Source organism: Pseudomonas sp. SB113, assembly GCF_040754745.1.
In the GTDB taxonomy this organism is placed as follows: domain Bacteria; phylum Pseudomonadota; class Gammaproteobacteria; order Pseudomonadales; family Pseudomonadaceae; genus Aquipseudomonas; species Aquipseudomonas grimontii.
Window position 1 is genome coordinate 23,675 of sequence record NZ_JBFMHW010000005.1, and the last position, 22,851, is coordinate 46,525.

The following is a 22,851-nucleotide window of genomic DNA, read 5'->3' on the forward strand; positions in this document are numbered from 1 at the left end:
ACAGACTCCTGAGCCCGGGTTCACGGGCGAGCGTTGCAGTTATAAGCGGGCATTATGACGAAGGTATGACAGTTGTGCTTAACGATGCGACCTGTAGTCGCATTCGTCGTTTATGTAGGAATTGTTCACTTCGTGACACATCTCGATACTTTCATGAATGTTCACGAAGGCGTAGGCTGCGCGTTCATTTCGCCAGCACCCAGACCATGCTTCAACAATTTCTGCATGACTTCGGCTACTTTGCCCTCTTCCTAGGCACGTTCTTCGAAGGCGAAACCATCCTGGTTCTCGCAGGCTTCCTGGCGTTCCGTGGGTACATGGATATCAACCTGGTGGTGGTCGTTGCCTTCTTCGGCAGCTACGCCGGCGACCAGCTTTGGTACTACATGGGACGCAAGCACGGCCGCAAACTGTTGGCGCGCAAGCCGCGCTGGCAATTGATGGGCGACAAAGCCCTGGAACATATCCGCAAGCACCCGGATATCTGGGTGTTGAGCTTCCGCTTTGTCTACGGATTGCGCACGGTAATGCCCGTCGCGATCGGCCTGTCAGGCTACCCGCCGGTGCGCTACCTGATCCTCAACGGTATCGGTGCCGCGATCTGGGCTGCCGCGTTGGGGGCTGCGGCCTATCACTTCGGCGCCGTGCTGGAAGGCATGCTGGGCAGCGTCAAGAAATACGAGCTGTGGGTACTGGGCGCCTTGCTGCTGCTGGGCTTTGGCCTGTGGCTGCGCCGCCGCTTCAAGAATGCCCGCATTGCCCGCCAGGCCTGTGCCGACGCCAAGGCGCGGCTTGCCGCCGCCGAGCCCGTCCCGGTAGAAGCGCCTAAGACACCAGTCGAGTAAGCCGGCCTCTGCAACAGTAGAGGCCAATCACGCTGAGCAGGCTGTAGCTCAGCAAGCCCAACCAGCCCAGGTTGCTGGCGGGCCAAAGCCCGACCACCGGCGCCAGCCACACCAACGGCACATTCAGCACCAGGCGCATCAGCTCCGCCTTTAACGCCCACGGACGATTCTCCAGGGCCACGCCCAGGGTAAACAATCCAAGTGCCATCGCCCCCCAGCCGATAATCAGCGCTGCGGTGGACAGACCCTCGCCGACATTCATCAGATAGCTGCCAAAACCCACATACGCCGCGAACTGAAAGGCGATGTAGACCTGTTGGCGCGCGTCCAGCGGCACTTCGAATTTGCGGAACTGGCTCAACTCCGGCTTGGCCAAGGGGTATTTGGCCTTCACGTCCGCCGGGCGCCACCCGGTGCGCATGAACCAGATGCGCAGCTTGTCCCACTGACTCTCGGTACGCCGCGCATCACTCCAAAGCTGTGCATAAAACTGCAGGTTGGCCCACAACGGATTCCAGCTGGCCAAGGGCGTGGTCACGCCGAAAATCACCGGTTCGTTGTCGTCTTCTTCCTGGAAGGTGCCGAACAGTCGGTCCCAAAGAATGAACACCCCGCCATAGTTGCGATCCATGTAGAGAGCGTTCTGTGCATGGTGAGCCCGATGATTGGATGGCGTGACGAAAAACCATTCGAACCAGCCGAGCTTTGGCACGTGCCGGGTATGCACCCAGAATTGATACAACAGGTTGAGCGACGCCACGCTGATAAACACCACCAGCGGCACGCCAAGCACGGCCAGGGGCAGGTAGAAGATCCAGCTCAGCAGGAAGCCGGTGCTGGTCTGGCGCAGGGCGGTGCTGAGGTTGTAGTCCTCGCTCTGGTGATGCACCGAGTGCGCGGCCCAGAGGATATTGCGCTCGTGCCCCATTCGATGCAGCCAGTAATAACAGAAGTCGTAGAACACAAAGGCGAACACCCAGGTCCAGACGCTGTGGACGGGCAGTTCAATCAGCGCCAGGTGCTTGAGGGCGAGCGCATAGGTCAGCAGCCCCACGCCTTTGGTCAACAGCCCGGTGGTGGTGGACAGCACACCGGTGCTGAGACTGTTGATGGCGTCCGCCACCCGGTAGTTGCGCTGGCCACGCCAACGGTCGGCAAGCAGCTCCAGCACGATCAATAGGATAAAAAACGGTACCGCGTAAGGCACGAAGTCCATGAGCTAGTCCGGTCTATTTTTGTTACAGCAAGATTAGGTGCAGCGGTGCGAGATCCCATTGGCAACAGGTTACAAATTAGTAGACATTTAACGCCATGAATCAGGAGAAATGCCCATGAGCAAAAAGATTGCAGTGATCCTTTCCGGCTGTGGCGTGTACGACGGCGCAGAGATCCACGAAAGCGTGATCACCTTGCTGCGCCTGGATCAGCGCGGCGCTCAGGTCCAATGTTTTGCACCGAATATTGCGCAGCTGCACGTGATCAACCACCTGACGGGAGAAGAAATGCCCGAGTCGCGCAATGTGCTGGTGGAGTCGGCCCGCATTGCCCGGGGCGAGGTGAAGGATATTCGAGACGCCAACGCCGACGAGTTCGATGCGCTGATCGTACCCGGGGGGTTTGGTGCGGCGAAGAACTTGTCGGACTTTGCACAGGAAGGCGCCGCTTGCAGCGTCAACCCGCAGGTACTGGCGTTGGCCGAAGCCTTTGCCGAAGCCGGCAAGCCGGTGGGGTTGATCTGTATTTCACCAGCCCTGGCCGCGAAGATCTACGGCCCAGGCGTGACCTGCACCATCGGCAACGATGCCGACACCGCCGCCGCCCTCGACAAAATGGGCGCCACCCACCAGGAATGCACGGTGGAAGACATCGTAGAAGACAAGGCCCGCAAACTGGTAAGCACGCCGGCCTATATGCTCGGCAAGAGCATCAGTGAGGTGGCGTCAGGCATCAACAAGCTGGTGGATCGGGTGCTGGAGCTGACCCACGAGAACGATTGACCAGGTGGCCAAATACTGAACGGTGATCAGCCGGCTTGGTGTGGCGAGCCGGCTTGCCACAGGCATCAGGCCTGGCGCATCAACTTCGTCAAGATCCGGTCCAGGGCATTGGCAAACGCCTGCTTGTCCTTTTCCCCATGGGGCGGTGGCCCACCGCCCATCTGGCCCTGCTCGCGCAGATCGGTAAACAGGTTACGCACCGCCAACCGTTCACTCATGTTCGCCGGGCTGAACTCCTTGCCACGCGGGTCGAGGGCGGTGACGCCCTTCTTCACCAGGCGGTCGGCCAGGGGCACATCGCTGCAGATCACCAGTTCGCCGGGCACGGCGTGCTCCACCAGGTAGTCATCTGCTGCGTCCGGACCGCTGGGCACCACGATCAACTTCACGCACGAGAAGCTCGGCTTGATCTGGCTCTGCCCGGCCACCAGGACGACCTCGAATTGGCGCTTGAGGGCGAATTTCACCACTTGGTCCTTGGCGGCCCGAGGGCAGGCGTCCGCATCGATCCAGACCCGCATGTTATGCCGCCACTCGCTGTTTCTCTGCCAGTCGGCTGCGACCGTAGAGCACTACAATGGCCAGGATCGCCACGGCCTGTGCACTCAACGAGTAAGCATCGGCATGGATGCCCAGCCAGTCGAAGTCAAAGAACGCCACCGGCCGTGTGCCGAAGATGCCGGCTTCCTGCAAGGCTTTGACGCCATGCCCGGCGAACACCACCGACAACGCACACAGCAGCGCCGCATTGATGCCGAAAAACAGCGCCAGCGGCAGTTTCGCCGAACCGCGCAGAATCACCCAGGCCAGACATACCAGCAGCACCAACGCCGTGGCACCACCCGCCAGCACCGCGTTGTGCCCGGCCGGGCCCGCTTGCAGCCACAGGGTTTCGTAGAACAGGATCACTTCGAACAGCTCGCGGTAGACCGAGAAGAACGCCAATATGGCAAAACCGAAGCGCCCACCGCCGCCCACCAGGCTGCTCTTGATGTAGTCCTGCCACGCCGCGGCATGGCGGCGGTCGTGCATCCACACGCCAAGCCACAGCACCATTACACTGGCGAACAGCGCCGTGCAGCCTTCGAGCAATTCGCGTTGGGCGCCGCTGACGTCAATCACATACGCCGCCAGCGCCCAGGTGGCCAAGCCGGCCAATAGCGCCAGGCCCCAGCCGATGTTGACGCTGCGCACCGCCGATTGCTGGCCGGTATTGCGCAGGAACGCGAGGATCGCCGCCAGCACCAGGATGGCTTCCAGGCCTTCACGCAGCAGGATCAGCAGACCGGAAATGTAGCTCAGCGACCAACTCAAGCCATCGCTGCCCAGCAAGCCTGCGGACTCGGTGAGCTTGCCCTTCGCCACGTCCAGGCGCTGCTGCACCTGCTCAATCGGCAGGCCGTCCTGCAACGACTGTCGGTAAGCCATCAGGGCCTTCTCGGTGTCCTTGCGCACGTTGGCGTCGACGTTATCCAGTGAGCTTTCCACCAGCTCGAAGCCTTCGAGGTAGGCCGCTACCGACAAGTCATAGGCTTGGTCGTGGTCACCGTTGCGGAACGCCGCGAGGCTTTTGTCCAGGGTGGTAGCGGTGTATTCGAGCAACTGCGCCGGGCCACGCTTGACCTGCGGCGGTTGCGCACGCTGGGCGCGGAAGGTTGCGGCAGCCGTTGGGCCGTTTGCGGCCAGTACTTCATTAGGCGTCTGGCGGGCCAGGTCGGCGAGGTTGAAGGGCTGCTCGCTTTTGGCGGCGGCCGGGTCTGCGGTGAAGCCGGCGATGTAGGTGGCCAGGTCCCAGCGCTGGCGGTCGTCCAACTGGTCGGCGAAGGACGGCATATCAGTGCCTTCGACACCCAGGCCCAGGGTGTTGTAGATCGCGTAAAGGCTCAGGCGATCCAGGCGCGCTGCATCCGTCAAGTTGGCCGGCGGCGGCGTCATCCCCACGCTGGCCGGGCCATCACCAGCACCGGCAGTGCCGTGGCACACCGAGCAGTGCTGGGCGTAGAGCGGTGCACCGCGCGTTGGGTCGGGCGTGATGGCCGGGGCCTGGCTGACCTCATACGCGACCGCCAGCCTGGCGCCCAACTGACGGGCCTGGCGAGCCACGGTGGCGCCGTCTGCGTGAGCGGTGACAGCCGCCAGCAGTTCGTCGACGCCCTTCACCAACTCCGCACGCTCGGGCTTTTGCGGCAAATCCGCCACCAACCCCTGCAATACCCCGAGAAACTCCACCTGCTCACGGTATTCCGAATCATCCACAACCTTGCCCGCCTCCACCGTCGGTGGGTAGTCAGCACCGATGTAGTCCAGCAGATGCAGAGCCTGTGGGGCGCTCTCGGCGGTTGCGGCCAACAGGTTGAAGCTGCACGACATCAACGCCGGCAACAGCAGCCAGGCGAGAAAACGGAAGGGGCCAGTCATGAATGAATCTCAAGTGGAAATACGAAGTAACACATTGTTAAGGCTTATGGGGTTTGACTCAAGGCGTTAGTGATTTGTCATTTGAACGGGAGGTGAATTTCAGCCGCGCGGTAGTGGCATCTACGTCGACCCAATCAAAGCAAAAAGCCATTGTTTTGCCAGTAACGGTGCTTATAATGCCGCGCCCTGTTAGTGCGAAAGGGAATTTCGTTCCTCGTTTTTATGAGGAATAACCACATCGACTGACTACTTTCAGGGAAGAAGTTATATGGCTTTTCGCGCCTTACCTCCGCTCGCGCTCGCGGCAGTCACCTTGCTCTCCGGCTGTTCAATGTTCCGTAGCTACGACTCCGAGCTGCAAGCCACCAACCAGCAACTGGCCACCGGCAATGTCGACGCCGCCCTGACCCTGCTGGAAAAGAACAACACCGGTGAAGACAAAGACCTGCTGTATTTCTTCGAAAAGGGCGAGTTACTGCGGGCCAAGGGCGACCTGACCGGCAGCCAGACCGCCTGGCGCAGCGCCGACCTGCAAGTCTATAAGTGGGAAGAGTCGGTCAAGTTCGACAGCGCAAAGTACCTGTCCCAGTTCGGCAGCTTCCTGGCCAACGACAAGGTGCGTCGCTACGAAGGCTATGACTACGAAAAAGTCATGCTGACCACGCAAATGGCCCTGAACCTGCTGGCCCTGAACGACTTCGACGGTGCACGCACCGAAATCAAGAAGACCCACGAACGCGAAGCGGTGATCGCCGACCTGCGCGACAAGGAATACCTCAAGCGCGAAGACGACGCCGAGCGCCAGGGCGTGACCACCCAGATCAAGGACCTGCACGGCTACCCGGTGCAAGCCCTCGACGCACCGGAAGTGGTCGGCCTGAAGAACAGCTACCAGAGTGCGTTCAGCCATTACCTGGCCGGCTTCGTCTACGAAGCCCTGGGCGAAAAAGACCTGGCCGCCCCTGGTTATCGCAAGGCCGTCGAGCTACGCCCTAACACCCCACTGCTGGAAAAAGCGCTGCTCGACCTGGACAAAGCCAAGGTCGGCGCCGATGAAACCGACGTGCTGATCGTGGTGCAGAGCGGCCTCGCGCCCGCCCGCGACTCGATCCGCCTGCCGCTGCCGATCCCGATCAATGGCAACCTGGTGATCACCCCGCTGTCGTTCCCGGTGATCAAGGCCGACACCTCCACGGCGACTTTCGCCCAGATCGGTGTCGACGGCCAGCAACAGAACCTCACCGCGCTCAACAGCACCACGGCCATGTCCCGCCGCGCCCTGCGTGACGACATGCCGGGGATCATCCTGCGCACCACCGTGCGGGCGGTAAGCCGTGGCGTGGCGCAGAACAACCTGAACAAGACCAACCCCATGGCAGGCCTGGTACTGGGTATTGCCTCGGCCGTGACCGAAGGCGCCGACACCCGCACCTGGCGCACCCTGCCGGACATGACCCAGGTCACGCGCCTGCGCCTCAAGCGCGGCGAACACCAGGTCAGCCTGCCCAACGCCCTGGGTGGCACGCTGGTGACGGTCAAGGCCGACCAACCCTACCAGGTGATCACCCTGCGCGTGGTCGGCAACCAAGTGTTCGCCGGCGGCCTCGCCGCCCATGTGGTGCCCAGCACGACAACCCAGGCCATCGCCCTCAAACAACCTTAAGGAGCACGCTATGCGTCATTTCATCCTCGGCGCCCTGGCGCTGGTCCTGCTTGCCGGCTGCGCCACCCCGCCGCCACCGGAACCTGGCAGTGCTGCGAGCAAAATCGTGGTGATGGGCAAGTTCAAGGGCATCGCGGTCGGCGCCATTCGTGTGGCTCGCGAGAACGGCTTCCTCACCGCCAAAGTACAACTGAGCAACATCACCAGCAGTAACCAGATGATGTATTACCGCTTCGCCTGGCTGGGCGCCGATGGTTTCCCGGTGGGCGATGAAGAGACCTGGAAAGTGCTGCCCCTGTACGCCAACCAGGCGACCTTCCTGCCCGCCATTGCCAATTTGCCCCAGGCAGCGGACTTCCGCCTTGAAGTCAAAACCCCTTGAGCCGTTCATTCTTTTTGCTGCTGAGAGATTTCCCCATGCTTGCACGCTTCTCGATCCTCGCCGTGGTTGCCGTCCTGGCCAGCGGCTGCGCGAATACCTCCCCGGTACTGGGCGGTAAAAACATCAGCTACGGCGACACCAAGGCCGTGGAACTGGTGACCAACGAGTTCGGCTCCACCGACCTGCAGATGATCGCCGAAAGCATGACCCGCTCCCTGGCCCAGTCCGGCATCCTGCAAGGCCGCCCGGTGGTGCAGGTGTATGACGTGAAGAACAAGACCAGCGAGTACATCGACACCCGCGAGATCACCACGTCGATCAAGACCCAGCTGATGAAGACCGGCACCGCACGCTTCGCCAGTGACAACACCGACATGCAGAGCCAGGTCGACCAGCTCAAGCTGCAGAACCAGAGCGGCTTGTACAAGAAATCCACGGTCAGCAAGACCGGCAATATGGTCGCGGCCAAATACCGCCTGGAAGGCTCCATCAGCTCCATCGTCAAGCGCAGTTCGGACTACAAGGACGTGTTCTACAAGTTCAGTCTGCAGCTGATCGACGTCGAGAGCGGCCTGGCAGAATGGATGGACGAAAAAGAAATCCGCAAGACCACGGAGCGCTAAGCAATGCGTGCATGGATTGGTTTGATCGGCCTGCTGTGCGCCTTTGGCGCCTGGGCCGCGCCGAAGATCGCGGTGACTGACCTGGCCTACCAGGCGCAGGTCGAGGAGTACATCCACCAGGTTTCGGCCAGCAACAACTTCCAGGCAAGCAGTTACAACGCCAGCGGCGCCTCGAACTACAGCGAGTATGAGAGCCGTAGCAGCTACATTGAGCAAACCGAGCTGCGCAAGTTCAGCGGTGACATCAAGGGTGAGATTCTCAAGTCCCGCCAGTTCCAGCTGGTGCAGGGCACGCCCTACACCGCCGATGCCAAGGGTGACGTCTATGACGTGATCAAGCGCATCAAGGCCGGTAACTTCAAGGGGGCGGACTACGTGCTGTTCGGCACGCTGTCAGATATCGACTTCACCCAGGACATCAACGCCCTGGACCACACCAACAGCTACTCGGCGGTGCTGGGCCTGACACTGGTGGCGGATTTCAGCCTGATCAACACCCGCACTTACGAAATCACCTCGGCGTTTACCGCCATGGGCGAAGGCCAGGACACCAAGCTGGTGAACAGCCGCGACCTCCGCGTGAGCCTGAACCGGCCGCGTGTGGTAAAGGAAGTGTCGAAGGCACTGGGTGAGGACGTGGCACGGCAGTTGGCGGAACAGTTGGGCGGCGGCTATCAAGAGCCTGGCCAGCCGGTGTTGCGTAATAACCTGCCAAGGGATGAAGCGCCGAAGATCCTGCGCTGAGCCTAAGCTTTACAGCCAACCACACAACAAATGTGGGAGGGGGCTTGCTCCCGATAGCAGTGGGTCAGTCAGCATATTTTTCACTGAAACACCGCCATCGGGGGCAAGCCCCCTCCCACACTTTGATTCGGTTTCGTCAGCTCAAGCCGTTGCGCGATGCAGGCTGGCGAGGAAGCCCGCTGCCCCCACAAACAACCCGGCAAACGTACGGTTCATGCGCTTCTGCTGTTTGGGCGTGCGCAACAGGCGCAGGACTTTCGAGGCCAGCCCCGTATACCCCGCCATCACGATCATATCGACGCTGATCATCGTCGCACCGATGATCAGGTACTGGGCCAGCAACGGCGCCTGCGTATTCACGAACTGCGGCAGCACCGCGAGCATGAACACCAGGGCCTTGGGGTTGCTGGCGTTGACCAGGAAACCACGGAACATCATCGCCATCGGCTTGCCGAGCGGGCGTACGGCCGCGTCATCGGCCATGTCCATGGGCAAGGCACGCCATTGCTTGATGGCCAGGTACACCAGGTACGCCACGCCAAACCATTTGATCGCATAGAACGCGGTCGACGACGCCGCCAGAATGGCACCCAAACCGCCCGCCACCACGGCAATCTGCATCGCCAGGCCCAGCTGCAGGCCGATCGCGTTCCAGTAGCCACGTACAAAACCATATTGCAGGCCGCTGGACATCGAAGCGATGGCGCCGGCACCAGGGGAAAGGGAGATGATCCAACTGGCCAGGAAAAAGGCCAGCCACGTGTCGAGTGCCATTGCACACCTCGGGAGAGAGTCAGCGATTGTTGTGCCTTAAGCTAACTCCGCCGACCAGAGGCTGGCTATCGATTTTTAAACGCGGTAAATGCTAGCGGTCGCCCGGGAATACATGGGTGCCGGGCCAACGCCGCACCGAGCGCTGGAAGAAGAGGCTGTTAGGCACCTGTACGATAGCGCTGTCGGTACCCGCCGCTTCCACTTCGATCAGCGTGGTGTAGAGCAAGTTGATCGCCACCACCCTGCCCTTCACACCGGGCTTGTCGACGGTATCCACCAACTCCACGATGTCACCGAGGCGAAACGGCCCGACGGTAAAGATCAGGATCGCGCACAGCAGGTTGGACAACACCGACCACATGGCGAAGAACGCCACTGCCGCCACCGCGACAAACCCCGACAGCGCGGTCCACAGTACCGTAGCGGACACGCCCAGGCGTTCCAGCACAAAGATCAGCGCACTGCCCATGATCAGCCAGCGCAAACCACCGCGCAGCGGCATCAGTAATTGCGGCGGGAACGGGTAGCGTTCACCCAGGCGGGTCAGGCCCTTGGCGACAAAACGCTGGGCGAAATAGCCGGCCAGCAGGATCAGCAGGATTTGCACGCCGATCCACACAGGCTCGATCCATTGCGCCGGCAGCGGCAACTGCAACGCTTCCATCAGGACAGCGCCTCCAGTTCCGCTTGCAGGGTTTCGAGCAGTTCGAGGGCCTCCATCCAGCTTTCCTCCAACTGCCCTTCGCGTACCTTGAGCTTGGCCTGCTCGGCCAGCAGGTCGCGCAGCTCATCCTTGCGTGCAGCCTCGTACACGGCACTGTCACCCAGGCTGGCTTCGATCTTGGCCAGGCGCTCGTGCACCTTGCCCAACTCGGCCTCAAGCTTGTCGGCTTCGCGCTTATGCGGCGCCAGCTGCTGGCGCAGTGCGGCAGCTGCCTGGCGCTGGGCTTTCTTGTCGGTCTTGTCCGGGTTGACCGGGGTATTGCTGACCGGTGCGTTGCGCAGACGATAGTCCGTCAGCCAGCGCGCGTAGTCGTCCAGGTCACCGTCGAACTCTTCGACTTTGCCATCCGCTACCAGCAGGAAGTTGTCGGTGGTGCTCTTGAGCAGGTGGCGATCGTGAGACACCACCAGTACCGCACCGCTGAATTCCTGCAAGGCCATGGTCAGCGCCAGGCGCATTTCCAGGTCGAGGTGGTTGGTCGGTTCGTCGAGCAGCAGCAGGTTCGGGCGGTCCCAGGCGATCAACGCCAGGGCCAGGCGGGCTTTTTCGCCGCCAGAGAAGTTCAGCACCGGCTCATCGATGCGCGCGCCACGGAAGTCAAAGCCACCGAGGAAGTCACGCAGGGTTTGCTCGCGCTCGGTCGGCGCCAGGCGTTGCAGGTGCAGCAACGGGCTGGCCTTGGAATCGAGGGAATCCAACTGATGCTGGGCGAAGTAGCCCACCACCAGGTTCTCGCCACGGGTCAGGCGACCGGCCAGGGGTTGCAACTCGCCCGACAGGTTCTTGATCAGCGTCGATTTGCCCGCGCCGTTAGGGCCGAGCAAACCAATGCGCGCACCCGGGGTGAGCTGCAGCTTGACCTTCTCCAGGATGGTTTTCTCGCCATAACCCAGGCGGGCATCCGAGAGGTCCAGCAACGGGCTGGAGATCTTCACCGACTCGCGGAACACAAAGTCGAACGGCGAATCGACGTGGGCCGCCGACAGTTCTTCCATGCGCTCCAGGGCCTTGATCCGGCTCTGGGCCTGGCGGGCCTTGGTGGCCTGGGCCTTGAACCGGGCGATGTAGCTTTCCATGTGCGCGCGCTGCGCCTGCTGCTTCTCGAACGCCTGCTGCTGCTGGGCCAGGCGCTCGGCACGCGCACGTTCGAACGCGGTGTAGCCGCCACGGTAGAGGGTGATTTTCTTCTGTTCGACGTGGGCGATGTTGTCGACCACGGCGTCGAGGAAGTCCCGGTCGTGGGAAATCAGCAGCAAGGTGCCCTGATAGCTCTTGAGGAAGTCTTCCAGCCACAGGATCGCATCGAGGTCCAAGTGGTTGGTCGGTTCGTCGAGCAGCAACAGGTCCGAGGGGCACATCAGCGCCTGGGCCAAATTAAGGCGCATGCGCCAGCCACCGGAGAAGTCGGCGACTGGACGGTCCATCTGTTCGTTGGTGAAGCCAAGGCCGGCGAGCATCTTGCGGGCGCGGGCGTCGGCGGTGTAGCCGTCGGCACTGTCGAGCTCCGCGTGCAGGCGGGCCTGGGCGGCGCCGTCCTGGGCTTTCTCGGCCTCGGCCAGGTCGTGTTGCACCTGGCGCAGGCGCAGGTCGCCATCGAGCACGTAGTCGATCGCGATGCGGTCCAGGGTGTCGATCTCCTGGCGCATATGGGCGATGCGCCAGTCGGCCGGCAGCAAGCAGTCCCCGGAATCCGGGGTCAGCTCACCCAGCAACAGGGCGAACAACGTGGATTTGCCGGCGCCGTTGGCACCGATCAGGCCGGCTTTGTGACCGGCGTGCAGGGTCAGCTCGGCGTCTTCCAGAAGACGTTGCGGGCCACGCTGTAATGTTAGGCTTTGAAGTCGGATCATAATGGCGGCGGAGTCTACCAGCTTCGTTGGCCGCTGGCTTGGGTGTGAATATGAACGCTGACCTGTGGAGCTTTGCTCTCTCGACTTACGCCCGCCCGGGCGTCGAAGCCGCGTGCCTGCGCTTGCAGGAGCAAAGAGCGGACGTGTGCCTGTTGCTCTGCGGCGCGTGGCTGGAACAGCGGGGTGTGGCACTTGAGCCCGGGCGTGTGCGAACACTGCAACAGCTGGCCCGACCGTGGCAGGCGCAGGTGATCGAACCATTGCGACAGTTGCGTATGCAATGGCGCGCCATGGCGCAGCAGGATGAGCAGCTGGCGGCGTTACGCGAGCGGGTCAAAGCCCTGGAACTGGATGCCGAACGGCAATTGCTGACGCGCCTGGAAGCGTTGACGCAGGCCTGGCCGACAGGGGAGATGACTCAACAGCCGTGGCTGGAAGGACTGGCGGCTGAGGATGCCGCCAACCTTGACCATGACGCGCTGCAGCAGCTGCGCGTCATGATCACCGGCACTTAGGAAGCGCTGGTTGGGGTGGTGCTTGGCGCTACCGGTGCAGGGGTGCTGCTGGCCGATGCGGTTGGAGCGGTGGACGCTGCCGGGGTAGCCGCAGGTGTTGCTGGCTTGGCCGGTGCTGGTTTTGCAGCAGCAGGTTTGGCAGCTGGCTTGACGGCAGGTTTCGCAGCAGCAGGTTTGGCAGCTGGCTTGACGGCAGGTTTCGCAGCAGCAGGTTTGGCAACTGGCTTGGCGGCTGGTTTCACAGCAGCAGTTTTAGCAGCTGGCTTCGCGGCAGGTTTGGCAGCAGCGATTTTGGCAACTGGCTTCGCGGCTGGTTTGGCAGCAGCAGTTTTAGCAGCTGGCTTCGCGGCTGGTTTGGCAGCTGCAGTTTTGGCAGCTGGCTTGGCGGCTGGTTTCGCAGCAGCAGGTTTGGCAGCTGGCTTGGCGGCAGGTTTGGCAGCAGCAGTTTTAGCAGCTGGCTTCGCGGCAGGTTTGGCAGCTGCAGTTTTGGCAGCTGGCTTGGCGGCAGGTTTGGCAGCAGCAGTTTTAGCAGCTGGCTTCGCGGCAGGTTTGGCAGCAGCGGTTTTAGCAGCTGGCTTCGCGGCAGGTTTGGCAGCAGCGGTTTTGGCAGCTGGCTTCGCGGCGGGTTTGGCAGCAGCGATTTTGGCAACTGGCTTGGCGGCCGCTTTAGCCGGTGCACGAGCACCCAGCACTTTCGCTACGGCTTCCTTCACACGACCAACGCCCTGGGCCAGTTTCAGGCTTTCTTGAGCATCTTTTTTGAGTTGGGAAATGTAGGTGCGGGTTTCAGCCTGGCGATCCTTGAGAGCGTCCAGCAGGTCTTCGAGTTCTTTGACAGCGTCTTTGGCCTTGGCTTGTGCCTTGGCCTTGCCGGCAGTAGCGGCGTCTTGCAGTTTGGTGCGGGATTTGTGCAGCTTTTCTTGCGCTTTACCGCGTTGTTTTTCCAGCTTGGCGAGCAGTTTTTCTGCATCGGCCAACGCTTGGGAACATGCGCTTTCCAGATGTTCGAGCAGGCTGCCCGACAATTGTTGGAGTAAATGCAACGGGGTATTTACAGGCTTCTGTTTGGCCGACATGGTTTACCTCCTGGCTGACGTGGGTGCGGCTCATACTAGCCCTCTGCTCTTACCGCCGCTAGGGCATGTTGACAGTATCGTTTGCGTTGCGTTGCACGGTGCGAAAATTCTTATCGATATAACGAAAATACGCCGCACTTTTTACGCACCCGCACTGGCATAATCCGTCGCACTTTCGGCAGGAGAATGCCCATGTCGCGTTACCTTTTTCTTATGCTGGGCCTGGCGATTTCCGCGGCCAATGCGAGCGAGCAATCACCGTCAAAAACCACCTCCCAAGACCAACACGACCTTGCGTACAGCCTGGGCGCCAGCCTCGGTGAGCGCCTGCGCCAGGAAGTCCCGGACCTGCAGATCCAGGCCTTGATCGACGGCCTCAAGCAAGCCTATCAAGGCAAGCCACTGGCGTTGGATAACGCACGCATCGAACAGATTCTTGCCCAGCATGAAGCGCAGTCCGAAGCCGACGTCCAAGCCCCAAAAAGTGAAAAGGCGCTCGCCGCCGAGCAGCAGTTTTTAGCCAAAGAAAAAGCCGCGAAAGGAGTACGCGAGCTGGCCGATGGAATCCTGCTCACGGAACTGACACCCGGCAGTGGTAACAAGCCTGGCGCGAATGATCAGGTTCAGGTGAATTACGTTGGACGATTGCCCGACGGCACGGTCTTCGATCAGAGCACGCAGCCCCAATGGTTTCGCCTGGACAGTGTGATCAGCGGCTGGAGCAGCGCGTTGCAGCAGATGCCGGTCGGGGCCAAATGGCGCCTGGTGATCCCATCGGCCCAAGCTTATGGTGGCGACGGTGCCGGCGAGTTGATCCCGCCGTATACGCCCCTGATATTCGAGATCGAGTTGCTCGACACCCGTCATTGACCCAATAAAAAACGGTGCGTCATGCGCACCGTTTTTATCTCGCCAGCCAAGGTCAGGCCTGGGCGGCAGCTTCTTCCTTATGGGCGTTGTGGAGCACTTCGATCAGGCAGTCTTCCAGTTCGAAACGCTCATGGAGCAGGCCACCCAACTCCTTGAATTTCTCGGCAACACATTGGCCGGCATCACACAGGTCGGTGAACGCCAGCAGCTTCTCAGTGATGACATCGATGCGCGGGTAAAGGGTCTCGGCCAGTTCCAGACCACGCTGATCGTCGAAGGCTTCCGCCTCTTTGGTCAGCTGCTCGTAGACGCCGAAATGACCGGCAGACACGTAGTCCACCAATACACCGCAAAAATCCTGCAACGGTTCACGATTTTCAGCCAAGGCCTCGGGTTTGGCACCAAGAGCATCAAAGGCCCGAACCAGTTCGTGACGTGCCTTCAACCAGCTGTCGATCAGCTTGTGCACCCCACCCCAGCGTTCCTGAGCATTCTGACAACTTTCCAGCATGATGATCTCTCTTCCCTATAGGGACGCTGCCGCCTGATGCCCGCGCGACACTTCAAGGATAAAACAGCAGCGGGCCAAGGCTGCGTTCGACAAACGGTTTCAATAACGCATGCGGGCCAGATTATGCCCCCATGACTATGGCTTCAAGGTACGCAGGAGAGAAAGTTCATACAAGTGTTTAATCCCTTCCTACGAACTGCGGCCTCCGTTCAGCGCCTGGCCGAACGTAAAGGATGGCTCGAAAACAGTCGGGAAAATTGCATGACGCCAAGGATCAACATGCCCAGGAAGAACAACAGGCTCCACTCGGGAAGGCTCAGGTCAAACAGCGTCCAGCTTATTTCCATGCAATCGACAGTGCCTTTGACCGTCAATTGCAATGCCTGCCACAGCGACAGGTTTTCGATCATGTGACTGAGACTGGGCCAGCAATCGGTGGCCTGATCAGGCACGGCATTTTGCAGCAGCACCTGGCGCACCGCGGTGATGGCGCCCAACAACGCGCATACCATGCTCGTAACCCCATACAGGTAAAAAGTGGAACGCCTGGGGTTGTGGATGGCGGCGACCAGATTGATCAGCGTGAAGGCAGCCAGAAAGACCCGTTGCATCTGGCAAAGGAAACAAGGGCGTAACGAGGCACCGAACTCAAGATAGAAGGACGCGCCCAGCGTCAGCGCACCCGCCATGAACGCAAGGAAAAACAAGGAGCGTGAAGGGGCCAAAGACATGCTTTATCCGCATCGCGAGAGATAGGTCGTTACGTTAGAGTAAAGGCCTGACCCCTTTCAATACGCGCCAGAGCAGACGATTCCGTGAGAACGTAGGGACATCCCGTCAGAGCACGGAAGACTTGAAGCGTGCGAGCGTAGGAGTTTGCTTCAAAGGGCTTCAGGACCGGTATATGGCAGCATTGAAGGGCTGGCTGTCAGATGGATCTGAGCCAACCCTCTACTTCTTTCCTACATCAAACTCGGGCGGGAACTGGCAACGGAGACGCCAGCAAGCGGTTATCCAACAGGCCCAGGCCTTCCTGGAACAACTGGTTGCTGCGCTCGGTGTCGCCCAACTGGGCCAACAGCCGCGCCAGTTCGGCACAGGCCTCGGGATTACGCTGCACCTGCAGGCTGCTTTCCAGGTAATCCCGCGCCTTGCCCCACAGGCTGTTCTGCAGGCACAGGCGACCCAACGTCAGCAACAGGCTGGCATCACCCGGATGGTCCTTGAGCCAACCTTCGGCAAACTTCAGTTGCCGGGCCGGCTCACTGCCGCGCAGCAAGCCGTAGAGACGAATCAGGTGGCTGTCGTAGCTGCGCTTGATAGCACCGCGCAACGCCTCCTCCGCCTTGGCATCGGCGCCCAATTGACGCAGTTGCTCGGCATAGGCCAAGACCAGCTGCGGCTCCTGGCGCTGGGCGGAAGTGAGTTGTTGCCAGGCCCGCTCAAGAGATTGCAAGCCGGCTTCGCCCTGCTCTTCGCGCTGGGCCGCCAGGCTCAGGTTCTCCCCCCAGGCACGACGTTCCAGCTCGGCCAATTCGCTGGCGGGCAGCACCTTGTCCTTGCGCAGCTCCGGCAACAGGCGGATCACCGAAGGCCAGTCGCCCCGCTGCTGGTGCAGACGCTGCAATTGGCGCAGCACTTGGCCGTTGTGGGGATGACGCTCGTGCATGGCCTGCAAGGTAGTGAGCGCACCGTCAGTATCGCCACGGTCCAATTGCAACTGCGCATGGCTCAAGGCAACCGCCAGCTCGGCTTGGGGCTGACGCTCCAGGGCGCGTTCGAGCAAACCGTCCGACTCTTCGTAACGGCCCTGCTCATTCGCCGCCCGGGCCGCGCCCAGGTAGTACAGCAATGGCTGGCGCTCGGCTTCGGCGGCTCGGTGCAGGTGACGTTCGGCACTGGCCCAACGGCCTTCGGCGAGGTCCATCTGGCCCTGTTCGATGGCGATCTGCACGCGGCGACTGCGGTTACGCCGCGACCACGGGTTCACCACGCCACCCGAGGTGGTGACCAGGCTCAGCAATACGCGGATCAAGTAGATTGCCAGGCCGAAGACAAACACTGCCACCACGGTAGCCCATAGGCTCGACTCGTAATGCAGCACATGAGGATAGGTAATCAGCACATAGCCGGTGTGTTTCGAAATGCCCACAGCCAGCGCCAGGGCGATTGCAATCGCCAGCACCAGGATCACATAGAAACGCTTCATCGGCTCTACTCCTGCTTCGCCGAGGTAGCCGCCGGCGTGGCCGCCGCCTTGGCTTCGTCGGCAGACAGATGACGACGCTCGAGGTACGCCTGCACCGCAGCCAGGCTTGCCGCCAGGTCCGGTGTCACCACCGAGACGGCCTTGGGCTCAAGCTCGGCAATACGCGCCAGCATCGCCTTGCTCTGCGGGTTGTCCTGGTTGAAGTTGTCCTGCAACACGCTGCGCGCCTCGCCCAGGGAACGGCTGTACACCGCCGACTCACCATTGAGCGCGGCCCATTGCGCTTGCTCCAAGGCCAGGCTGAGGGCCAGGCGCACCTGGTTCAGGCCTTGGCCGGCGAGCAGTGGACGAATGTTGTCGTCGGGGTTGAAGTCGATGCGGAAGTAACGGGAAATCTGCTCCCACCACTGGCTCCAACGGCTGTCCGTATCAGTGCTAGGGCGCCCCTGGGATGCGGGCTCGGTCAGTTGATACTCAGGGGCGATGGCCGCTAGTTGCACGACCTGATCGCGCAGGGCCGCCAATTGCAGATACAACCCGGTGCGATCCGGCTGCTCAGTACTGCGCAACGCGGCAAGGCTCTTGGCCAGTTGCTCGCGGGCAGCGTAGGAGCCTGGATCGCTTTGCTCGCGAAGAATCTCATCTGCGCCCTGGACCAGCGCCTGGGCGCTGTTGATGTCCTGCAAGGCAGACAAGCGCAAACTCGCCAGGCGAATCAAGTGCTCGGCCTCAGCCAGGCGCCAATCCTTGCGGCTGGCACCCAGTACGGTTTCCAGGCGCTGGCTCAAGCGCTGCTGGTCACCCTGCAACTGCGCCACCAGGCGACGGCGCTCCTCCAGCTCATCCGCACCCGGCAGTTGCGCCAGGCGTGCAGCCAGTTGTTGCTGGCTTTGCTTGAGGGTCTGGGATTGGTCATCCAGGGTCTGCACTTGGCCCAGCTGTTGCTGGCTGCTGGCTTGCAGGGCACGGACCTGCCAGATCCCCCAACCGCCGGCGGCAACACCCGCAGCGCCAAGCAGCAGGGCGACAACTGCCAGGCCATTGCCGCGGCGCGGCGCGGTGACCGGTGACTCAACCGGCGCATCAAGTGCGGGTTGGGTTTCATCTTTAGGCAAGGCTGTTTCGCTCACGTATCCGTCCTTTGCGTATCAGAGAGTGGGAACGGGATGACTCCGTAACGCCACTAACAAAGCCGCGGCACTCGCGCCGCGACAATCCACAACTTTTTCTGCGCCTGCGGCCCGCGCCATCTCGGCGACTCGCGGGCTGGGCACGAACAACGGCAGCTGTGCCACCTGTGGCCAATCGGGTCCGGCCAAGGCTTGCAGGTGCAAAAAACCCTGCCCACTGCTGACCACCAGGCCGTTCAAGCGTTCCAACTGGATGCGCTGGGTCAGTACACCAATGTCGTAAGCCGGCAGGAAACGGCGATACAACTCCAAGTAGTCGACACTAGCACCTTGCTCACGCAAACGCTCAGCCAGCAGCTCCCGACCGCCCTCGCCGCGCAGGATCAACACCCGTGCATCCGGCCGTGCGATAGCCTCGCGCAACGCAGGCAATTGAAGCAAGGCCTCGCTGTCGTCGCCGGTTTGGGGATAGTGAACGTGGAGGCCGTGGTCAGCCAGTACCTGCGCGGTGGCCGCACCGACGCTGAACCACGGCAGTTGCGGCGAGGCGTGATCCAACTGCTGCACGGCAAGCCGCGCGGCCGGTTTGCTCACTACGATCACCGCACAATAGCGGCCAAGATCGCCGAAGACGGCCTGTTGTTCGGGGGTAACGGGTAACGGCTCGATGTCCAGCAAAGGCAAGCTGCTGCTGAAGATACCGGCTTTGGACAACGCCGCCGCCAGGGCCGCCGATTCCTCGGCAGGCCGTGTCAGCAGCACTCGCCAATCGGTCACTGCGGGCCGGCCTCGCCGTAGACCTTTTGCAGAATGGCGCCAGCGCCCTTGTCCAGCAGCTCTTCAGCCACCTGGACACCCAGGGCGACGGCATCACGCCGCGGGCCACGGACTTCGGCAGTCAGCAGAGTGCCCCCTTGCGGATCCCCAACCAGGCCACGCAGCCACAGGTTTTCACCTTCGAGCACGGCGTAACACGCGATCGGCACCTGACAGCCACCGTTGAGGTGCTTGTTCAAGGCGCGTTCGGCCGTGACACGCACTTCAGTGTCGTGGTGATCCAGGGGTTTGAGCAGCGCGTGGATCTCACTGTCGGCGGTGCGGCATTCGATGCCCACGGCGCCTTGCCCGCCAGCCGGCAGGCTGTCTTCGACACTGATGGCCGAGGTGATGCGGTCTTCGAAGCCCAGACGGATCAGGCCGGCGGCGGCGAGGATGATCGCGTCATATTCGCCGGCATCCAGCTTGGCCAGACGGGTGTTGACGTTGCCACGCAGAAAGCGGATCTGCAGGTCCGGACGACGGGTCAACAACTGTGCCTGGCGACGCAGGCTGGAGGTGCCGACAATGCTGCCCAGAGGCAGGTCGTCCAAGGACGCGTAAGTGTTGGAAACGAACGCGTCGCGCGGGTCTTCACGCTCACAGATGCAAAACAGGCCCAGGCCTTCGGGGAAGTCCATGGGCACGTCTTTCATTGAGTGCACGGCGATGTCGGCTTCGTTTTCCAGCAGCGCGGTTTCCAGTTCCTTGACGAACAGGCCCTTGCCACCGATCTTCGACAACGGCGAGTCGAGCAACTTGTCGCCGCGACTGACCATGGGCACCAAGGTCACCTTGAGGCCGGGATGAGCCTGTTCGAGGCGTGCTTTGACGTATTCGGCCTGCCACAAGGCCAGGGCGCTTTTACGGGTGGCGATGCGGATTTCGCGAGAGGACATGGATCAATCCGTACTGAATAGATACGGCAGATAATAACAGCTCAGGCAAATACGCTTTGATTTGAATCAGCAAGTGCGGGGCCTCCCTGGCCACGGCGCACCGGGATAATGAATGCAGTCTCGCCAAAACCCTCGGGCTAAAGCTGCTGCATCATCTTGCGCACGCCAGCGACATGGCGCCGGCTGACGATCAACGCATCCCCGTTAAGCCCTTTGAGAAATAACTGAAAGTGTCCAAGGGGCGTGCGCTGCAGGCGCTCGATTCGCTCGCGGGCCACCAGCGCATTACGGTGGATTCGCACGAAGCGGTCACCGAATTCATCCTCAAGGGCCTTGAGCGGCTCATCGAGCAACACTTCGCCAGACTCATGCCGCAGGGTCACGTACTTGTGATCAGCAATGAAGTAGACCACCTGGTTCAAGGGGATCAGCTCGATGCCTTTGCGTGTGCGGGCGCTGATATGGCTGCGTGGCCCATTACCGCTTTGGGCGGCGGGCTGGGTCAGGGCAGCGAGTTGGGCGCGGTTGGGACGTTCGGCTTTCTTCAGGGCCCTGAGCAAGGCCTCGGCAGTCACTGGCTTGACTACGAAGCTGACACCACTGGCTTCCAGTGTCTGCGCGGCAAACTCTTCTTGTGCGGCGCACAACACCACGGCTGGTGGCGATTCGCGCTCGCTCAGGCGGGCAGCAACTTGCAGGCCATCAAGGCCCGGCATGCGGATATCGAGCAACACCACGTCCGGCTTGAGGCTTTCGATCAACGTCAACGCCTCCTCCCCGCTGGTGGCACTCGGTTCAAGGACTGTATAACCCTCGAGCTCACTGACCAAACGGCTCAGTCGCTCGCGGGCTTGGGGTTCGTCATCAACGATCAGGACATTCATATAGCGCTGGATTCCTGCGTGAGTCTCGCACAAGGATAGCGTAGACAGGTGCGGTGACTTGCGTCACAGCGATCCACGCTAAGACTAGCGCGAGCGGCAAAAAGTGCCCTGACAGCGGCACCCATATTTACCCGGACCTGTTCAATAGCGCCCAAGACCTGCTGCCTTCGGGCATCGTCGTAGGGTTTGCTGATACACAATCCGAATACCCCCCTTTTAAATGGATAGTCAGGCTCTGACCGCATTACCCGACTTTGGTGCATTCACACACTATCAGTCCAACTGTAGACGCTCGCCGAGACGATATTGCTCAATCGTCAAATATCGTATCAATAAGCACCTGCCTCCAGTCTCGTCCCGGACGCGGTCGGCGGCAAGGCACTTAGCCATCCTTTGCACAAATAAAAATGCCGACGACCCGCAGCACCGCCTCCAAGGGCAACCCTGTTATTATCGCCGGCACACTTTCATGCCTCTTAATAAGCAGACCACGAGCGAATCCATGAGCACCGACAAGACCAACCAGTCCTGGGGCGGCCGCTTCAGTGAACCCGTCGACGCCTTCGTCGCCCGCTTCACCGCCTCCGTCACCTTTGACCAGCGCCTGTTCCGCCACGACATCATGGGCTCTATCGCCCATGCGACGATGCTGGCCAAGGTCGGCGTGCTGACCGACGCCGAGCGCGACAGCATCATCGATGGCCTGACCACCATCCGCGGTGAGATCGAAGCCGGTACGTTCGACTGGCGTGTCGACCTGGAAGACGTGCACATGAACATCGAGGCTCGTCTTACCGACCGTATCGGTGTGACCGGCAAAAAACTGCACACCGGTCGTAGCCGTAACGACCAGGTGGCCACCGACATCCGCCTGTGGCTGCGCGATGAAATCGACCTGATCCTGTCCGAAATTACCCGCTTGCAGAAAGGCTTGCTGGAGCAGGCCGAGCGTGAAGCGGACACCATCATGCCCGGTTTCACCCACCTGCAAACCGCACAACCCGTGACCTTCGGCCATCACCTGCTGGCCTGGTTCGAGATGCTCAGCCGCGACTACGAGCGCCTGGTCGATTGCCGCAAGCGCGCCAACCGCATGCCGCTCGGCAGCGCAGCACTGGCGGGCACCACCTACCCGATCGACCGCGAGTACACCGCACAACTGCTGGGTTTCGACGCCGTCGGCGGCAACTCCCTGGACGGCGTGTCGGACCGTGACTTCGCCATCGAGTTCTGCGCCGCCGCCAGCATCGCAATGATGCACCTGTCGCGCTTCTCCGAGGAGCTCGTGCTGTGGACCAGTGCGCAATTCCAGTTCATCGACCTGCCGGACCGCTTCTGCACCGGCAGCTCGATCATGCCGCAAAAGAAAAACCCCGACGTGCCCGAGCTGGTGCGTGGCAAGAGCGGCCGTGTATTCGGCGCACTAATGGGCCTGCTGACCCTGATGAAAGGCCAGCCTTTGGCCTACAACAAGGACAACCAGGAAGACAAGGAACCGCTGTTCGACGCCGCCGACACCCTGCGCGACTCACTGCGCGCCTTTGCCGACATGATCCCGGCGATCAAGCCCAAGCACGCGATCATGCGTGAAGCGGCCCTGCGCGGTTTCTCCACGGCGACTGACCTGGCGGACTACCTGGTACGCCGCGGCCTGCCGTTCCGCGACTGCCACGAGATCGTTGGCCATGCGGTGAAATACGGCGTGGACACCGGCAAGGACCTGGCGGAAATGAGCCTGGAAGAACTGCGTCAGTTCAGTGACCAGATCGAACAGGACGTGTTTGCCGTGCTGACCCTGGAAGGTTCGGTGAATGCCCGTAACCACGTGGGCGGTACCGCGCCGGCGCAGGTGAAGGCTGCGGTCGTGCGCGGCCAGGCCCTGCTCGCGAACCGCTAAAAAATGCGGGAGGGGCTTGCCCCC

At 61.3% G+C, this 22,851-nt stretch carries 23 protein-coding genes; 9 read left to right on the plus strand and 14 right to left on the minus strand.

The genetic code is table 11. The annotated features are described in order from the left end of the window. Positions 1 to 206 precede the first annotated feature (206 nt). Positions 207 to 845 (plus strand): DedA family protein, encoded by a 639-nt coding sequence (locus AB1462_RS08275; protein WP_090401541.1) that lies wholly within the window; start codon positions 207 to 209, stop codon positions 843 to 845. Here AB1462_RS08275 and AB1462_RS08280 read toward each other — a convergent pair. Next, positions 826 to 2,061: a sterol desaturase family protein gene (locus AB1462_RS08280; RefSeq protein WP_367246571.1), complete on the minus strand. Its 1,236-nt coding sequence runs from the start codon at positions 2,059 to 2,061 to the stop codon at positions 826 to 828. The two genes, AB1462_RS08275 and AB1462_RS08280, sit on opposite strands and share 20 nt — an antisense overlap. Positions 2,062 to 2,176: 115 nt before the next feature. Between AB1462_RS08280 and elbB the strand changes: the two genes are divergently transcribed. After that, positions 2,177 to 2,842 carry an isoprenoid biosynthesis glyoxalase ElbB gene (gene elbB / locus AB1462_RS08285; RefSeq protein ID WP_259191696.1) on the plus strand — a complete coding sequence of 222 codons (666 nt, stop codon included), beginning with the start codon at positions 2,177 to 2,179 and terminating at the stop codon, positions 2,840 to 2,842. Positions 2,843 to 2,907: 65 nt separating this feature from the next. On the opposite strand, the gene AB1462_RS08290 is transcribed toward elbB, so the two are convergent. Together AB1462_RS08290 and AB1462_RS08295 are read right to left on the minus strand one after the other, a co-directional pair. Next, positions 2,908 to 3,363 (minus strand): YaiI/YqxD family protein, encoded by a 456-nt coding sequence (locus tag AB1462_RS08290; RefSeq protein ID WP_090401538.1) that lies wholly within the window; start codon positions 3,361 to 3,363, stop codon positions 2,908 to 2,910. A 1-nt stretch (position 3,364) separates the two neighbouring features. Then, on the minus strand, positions 3,365 to 5,260 hold the full coding sequence (locus AB1462_RS08295; RefSeq protein WP_367246572.1) for an FTR1 family protein: 1,896 nt from the start codon (positions 5,258 to 5,260) through the stop codon (positions 3,365 to 3,367). Between the two features lie 268 nt (positions 5,261 to 5,528). Here AB1462_RS08295 and AB1462_RS08300 point away from each other — a divergent pair, with 268 nt between their 5' ends. From AB1462_RS08300 to AB1462_RS08315, 4 genes are read left to right on the plus strand one after another with little or no spacing between them, the layout of a single operon-like run. Next, complete coding sequence (locus AB1462_RS08300; RefSeq protein WP_090401536.1) at positions 5,529 to 6,923, plus strand: COG3014 family protein; 1,395 nt, start codon at positions 5,529 to 5,531, stop codon at positions 6,921 to 6,923. A gap of 10 nt (positions 6,924 to 6,933) precedes the next feature. Next, positions 6,934 to 7,305 (plus strand): YcfL family protein, encoded by a 372-nt coding sequence (locus tag AB1462_RS08305; protein WP_259191689.1) that lies wholly within the window; start codon positions 6,934 to 6,936, stop codon positions 7,303 to 7,305. Positions 7,306 to 7,340: 35 nt separating this feature from the next. After that, a complete protein-coding gene (gene lpoB / locus AB1462_RS08310) occupies positions 7,341 to 7,928 on the plus strand; it encodes a penicillin-binding protein activator LpoB (RefSeq protein ID WP_053127752.1) in 588 nt (195 codons plus the stop codon). A 3-nt stretch (positions 7,929 to 7,931) separates the two neighbouring features. After that, positions 7,932 to 8,672: a penicillin-binding protein activator LpoB gene (locus AB1462_RS08315; protein ID WP_315335357.1), complete on the plus strand. Its 741-nt coding sequence runs from the start codon at positions 7,932 to 7,934 to the stop codon at positions 8,670 to 8,672. Positions 8,673 to 8,813: 141 nt separating this feature from the next. On the opposite strand, the gene AB1462_RS08320 is transcribed toward AB1462_RS08315, so the two are convergent. The 3 genes from AB1462_RS08320 to AB1462_RS08330 form a co-directional block, all read right to left on the minus strand. Then, complete coding sequence (locus AB1462_RS08320) at positions 8,814 to 9,446, minus strand: LysE family transporter (protein ID WP_367246573.1); 633 nt, start codon at positions 9,444 to 9,446, stop codon at positions 8,814 to 8,816. Between the two features lie 91 nt (positions 9,447 to 9,537). Then, a complete protein-coding gene (locus AB1462_RS08325) occupies positions 9,538 to 10,110 on the minus strand; it encodes a mechanosensitive ion channel family protein (RefSeq protein ID WP_090401532.1) in 573 nt (190 codons plus the stop codon). Further along, the gene (locus tag AB1462_RS08330; RefSeq protein ID WP_090401531.1) at positions 10,110 to 12,020 is read right to left on the minus strand and encodes an ATP-binding cassette domain-containing protein; all 1,911 of its coding nucleotides are present in this window, start codon (positions 12,018 to 12,020) and stop codon (positions 10,110 to 10,112) included. Before AB1462_RS08330 ends, AB1462_RS08325 begins: the two co-directional genes overlap by 1 nt. 50 nt (positions 12,021 to 12,070) lie before the next feature. Here AB1462_RS08330 and AB1462_RS08335 point away from each other — a divergent pair, with 50 nt between their 5' ends. Then, positions 12,071 to 12,535 (plus strand): TIGR02444 family protein, encoded by a 465-nt coding sequence (locus AB1462_RS08335; protein ID WP_259191675.1) that lies wholly within the window; start codon positions 12,071 to 12,073, stop codon positions 12,533 to 12,535. Here the strand turns inward: AB1462_RS08335 and AB1462_RS08340 are convergent. Next, complete coding sequence (locus AB1462_RS08340; protein WP_367246574.1) at positions 12,532 to 13,611, minus strand: AlgP family protein; 1,080 nt, start codon at positions 13,609 to 13,611, stop codon at positions 12,532 to 12,534. The genes AB1462_RS08335 and AB1462_RS08340 overlap by 4 nt on opposite strands. A gap of 192 nt (positions 13,612 to 13,803) precedes the next feature. Between AB1462_RS08340 and AB1462_RS08345 the strand changes: the two genes are divergently transcribed. Next, positions 13,804 to 14,481 (plus strand): FKBP-type peptidyl-prolyl cis-trans isomerase, encoded by a 678-nt coding sequence (locus tag AB1462_RS08345; protein ID WP_090401528.1) that lies wholly within the window; start codon positions 13,804 to 13,806, stop codon positions 14,479 to 14,481. 52 nt (positions 14,482 to 14,533) lie between these two features. Here the strand turns inward: AB1462_RS08345 and rsd are convergent, their stop codons facing one another. The 7 genes from rsd to AB1462_RS08380 all read right to left on the minus strand — a co-directional run bounded on the left by rsd (position 14,534) and on the right by AB1462_RS08380 (position 20,930). Next, positions 14,534 to 14,992 carry a sigma D regulator gene (gene rsd, locus AB1462_RS08350; protein WP_090401527.1) on the minus strand — a complete coding sequence of 153 codons (459 nt, stop codon included), beginning with the start codon at positions 14,990 to 14,992 and terminating at the stop codon, positions 14,534 to 14,536. A 209-nt stretch (positions 14,993 to 15,201) separates the two neighbouring features. Next, positions 15,202 to 15,723 (minus strand): disulfide bond formation protein B, encoded by a 522-nt coding sequence (locus tag AB1462_RS08355; RefSeq protein WP_259191673.1) that lies wholly within the window; start codon positions 15,721 to 15,723, stop codon positions 15,202 to 15,204. Between the two features lie 236 nt (positions 15,724 to 15,959). Beyond that, positions 15,960 to 17,201, minus strand: a complete 1,242-nt coding sequence (locus AB1462_RS08360; RefSeq protein ID WP_259191672.1) for a heme biosynthesis protein HemY — start codon at positions 17,199 to 17,201, stop codon at positions 15,960 to 15,962. Between the two features lie 5 nt (positions 17,202 to 17,206). Next, on the minus strand, positions 17,207 to 18,331 hold the full coding sequence (locus AB1462_RS08365; protein WP_259191670.1) for a uroporphyrinogen-III C-methyltransferase: 1,125 nt from the start codon (positions 18,329 to 18,331) through the stop codon (positions 17,207 to 17,209). An 18-nt stretch (positions 18,332 to 18,349) separates the two neighbouring features. Then, positions 18,350 to 19,108 (minus strand): uroporphyrinogen-III synthase, encoded by a 759-nt coding sequence (locus tag AB1462_RS08370; protein WP_315335360.1) that lies wholly within the window; start codon positions 19,106 to 19,108, stop codon positions 18,350 to 18,352. Beyond that, a complete protein-coding gene (gene hemC, locus AB1462_RS08375; protein WP_315335361.1) occupies positions 19,105 to 20,046 on the minus strand; it encodes a hydroxymethylbilane synthase in 942 nt (313 codons plus the stop codon). The genes AB1462_RS08370 and hemC overlap by 4 nt, the downstream gene beginning before the upstream one ends. A 137-nt stretch (positions 20,047 to 20,183) precedes the next feature. Beyond that, on the minus strand, positions 20,184 to 20,930 hold the full coding sequence (locus AB1462_RS08380) for a LytTR family DNA-binding domain-containing protein (protein ID WP_090401521.1): 747 nt from the start codon (positions 20,928 to 20,930) through the stop codon (positions 20,184 to 20,186). 502 nt (positions 20,931 to 21,432) lie between these two features. Here AB1462_RS08380 and argH point away from each other — a divergent pair. Next, complete coding sequence (gene argH, locus AB1462_RS08385; RefSeq protein ID WP_315335362.1) at positions 21,433 to 22,827, plus strand: argininosuccinate lyase; 1,395 nt, start codon at positions 21,433 to 21,435, stop codon at positions 22,825 to 22,827. Positions 22,828 to 22,851: the final 24 nt, after the last annotated feature.

Bases quoted from the DNA above. Each gene is read 5' to 3' on its own strand.
- AB1462_RS08355 (WP_259191673.1), bottom strand. From the start codon at position 15,723: ATGTCTTTGGCCCCTTCACGCTCCTTGTTTTTCCTTGCGTTCATGGCG.
- AB1462_RS08325 (WP_090401532.1), bottom strand. From the start codon at position 10,110: ATGGAAGCGTTGCAGTTGCCGCTGCCGGCGCAATGGATCGAGCCTGTG.
- AB1462_RS08380 (WP_090401521.1), bottom strand. From the start codon at position 20,930: ATGAATGTCCTGATCGTTGATGACGAACCCCAAGCCCGCGAGCGACTG.
- AB1462_RS08315 (WP_315335357.1), top strand. From the start codon at position 7,932: ATGCGTGCATGGATTGGTTTGATCGGCCTGCTGTGCGCCTTTGGCGCC.
- AB1462_RS08345 (WP_090401528.1), top strand. From the start codon at position 13,804: ATGTCGCGTTACCTTTTTCTTATGCTGGGCCTGGCGATTTCCGCGGCC.
- AB1462_RS08335 (WP_259191675.1), top strand. From the start codon at position 12,071: ATGAACGCTGACCTGTGGAGCTTTGCTCTCTCGACTTACGCCCGCCCG.
- AB1462_RS08295 (WP_367246572.1), bottom strand. From the start codon at position 5,260: ATGACTGGCCCCTTCCGTTTTCTCGCCTGGCTGCTGTTGCCGGCGTTG.
- hemC (WP_315335361.1), bottom strand. From the start codon at position 20,046: ATGTCCTCTCGCGAAATCCGCATCGCCACCCGTAAAAGCGCCCTGGCC.
- rsd (WP_090401527.1), bottom strand. From the start codon at position 14,992: ATGCTGGAAAGTTGTCAGAATGCTCAGGAACGCTGGGGTGGGGTGCAC.
- AB1462_RS08280 (WP_367246571.1), bottom strand. From the start codon at position 2,061: ATGGACTTCGTGCCTTACGCGGTACCGTTTTTTATCCTATTGATCGTG.
- AB1462_RS08320 (WP_367246573.1), bottom strand. From the start codon at position 9,446: ATGGCACTCGACACGTGGCTGGCCTTTTTCCTGGCCAGTTGGATCATC.
- AB1462_RS08290 (WP_090401538.1), bottom strand. From the start codon at position 3,363: ATGCGGGTCTGGATCGATGCGGACGCCTGCCCTCGGGCCGCCAAGGAC.
- argH (WP_315335362.1), top strand. From the start codon at position 21,433: ATGAGCACCGACAAGACCAACCAGTCCTGGGGCGGCCGCTTCAGTGAA.
- AB1462_RS08275 (WP_090401541.1), top strand. From the start codon at position 207: ATGCTTCAACAATTTCTGCATGACTTCGGCTACTTTGCCCTCTTCCTA.
- AB1462_RS08305 (WP_259191689.1), top strand. From the start codon at position 6,934: ATGCGTCATTTCATCCTCGGCGCCCTGGCGCTGGTCCTGCTTGCCGGC.
- AB1462_RS08340 (WP_367246574.1), bottom strand. From the start codon at position 13,611: ATGTCGGCCAAACAGAAGCCTGTAAATACCCCGTTGCATTTACTCCAA.
- lpoB (WP_053127752.1), top strand. From the start codon at position 7,341: ATGCTTGCACGCTTCTCGATCCTCGCCGTGGTTGCCGTCCTGGCCAGC.
- elbB (WP_259191696.1), top strand. From the start codon at position 2,177: ATGAGCAAAAAGATTGCAGTGATCCTTTCCGGCTGTGGCGTGTACGAC.
- AB1462_RS08300 (WP_090401536.1), top strand. From the start codon at position 5,529: ATGGCTTTTCGCGCCTTACCTCCGCTCGCGCTCGCGGCAGTCACCTTG.
- AB1462_RS08330 (WP_090401531.1), bottom strand. From the start codon at position 12,020: ATGATCCGACTTCAAAGCCTAACATTACAGCGTGGCCCGCAACGTCTT.
- AB1462_RS08360 (WP_259191672.1), bottom strand. From the start codon at position 17,201: ATGAAGCGTTTCTATGTGATCCTGGTGCTGGCGATTGCAATCGCCCTG.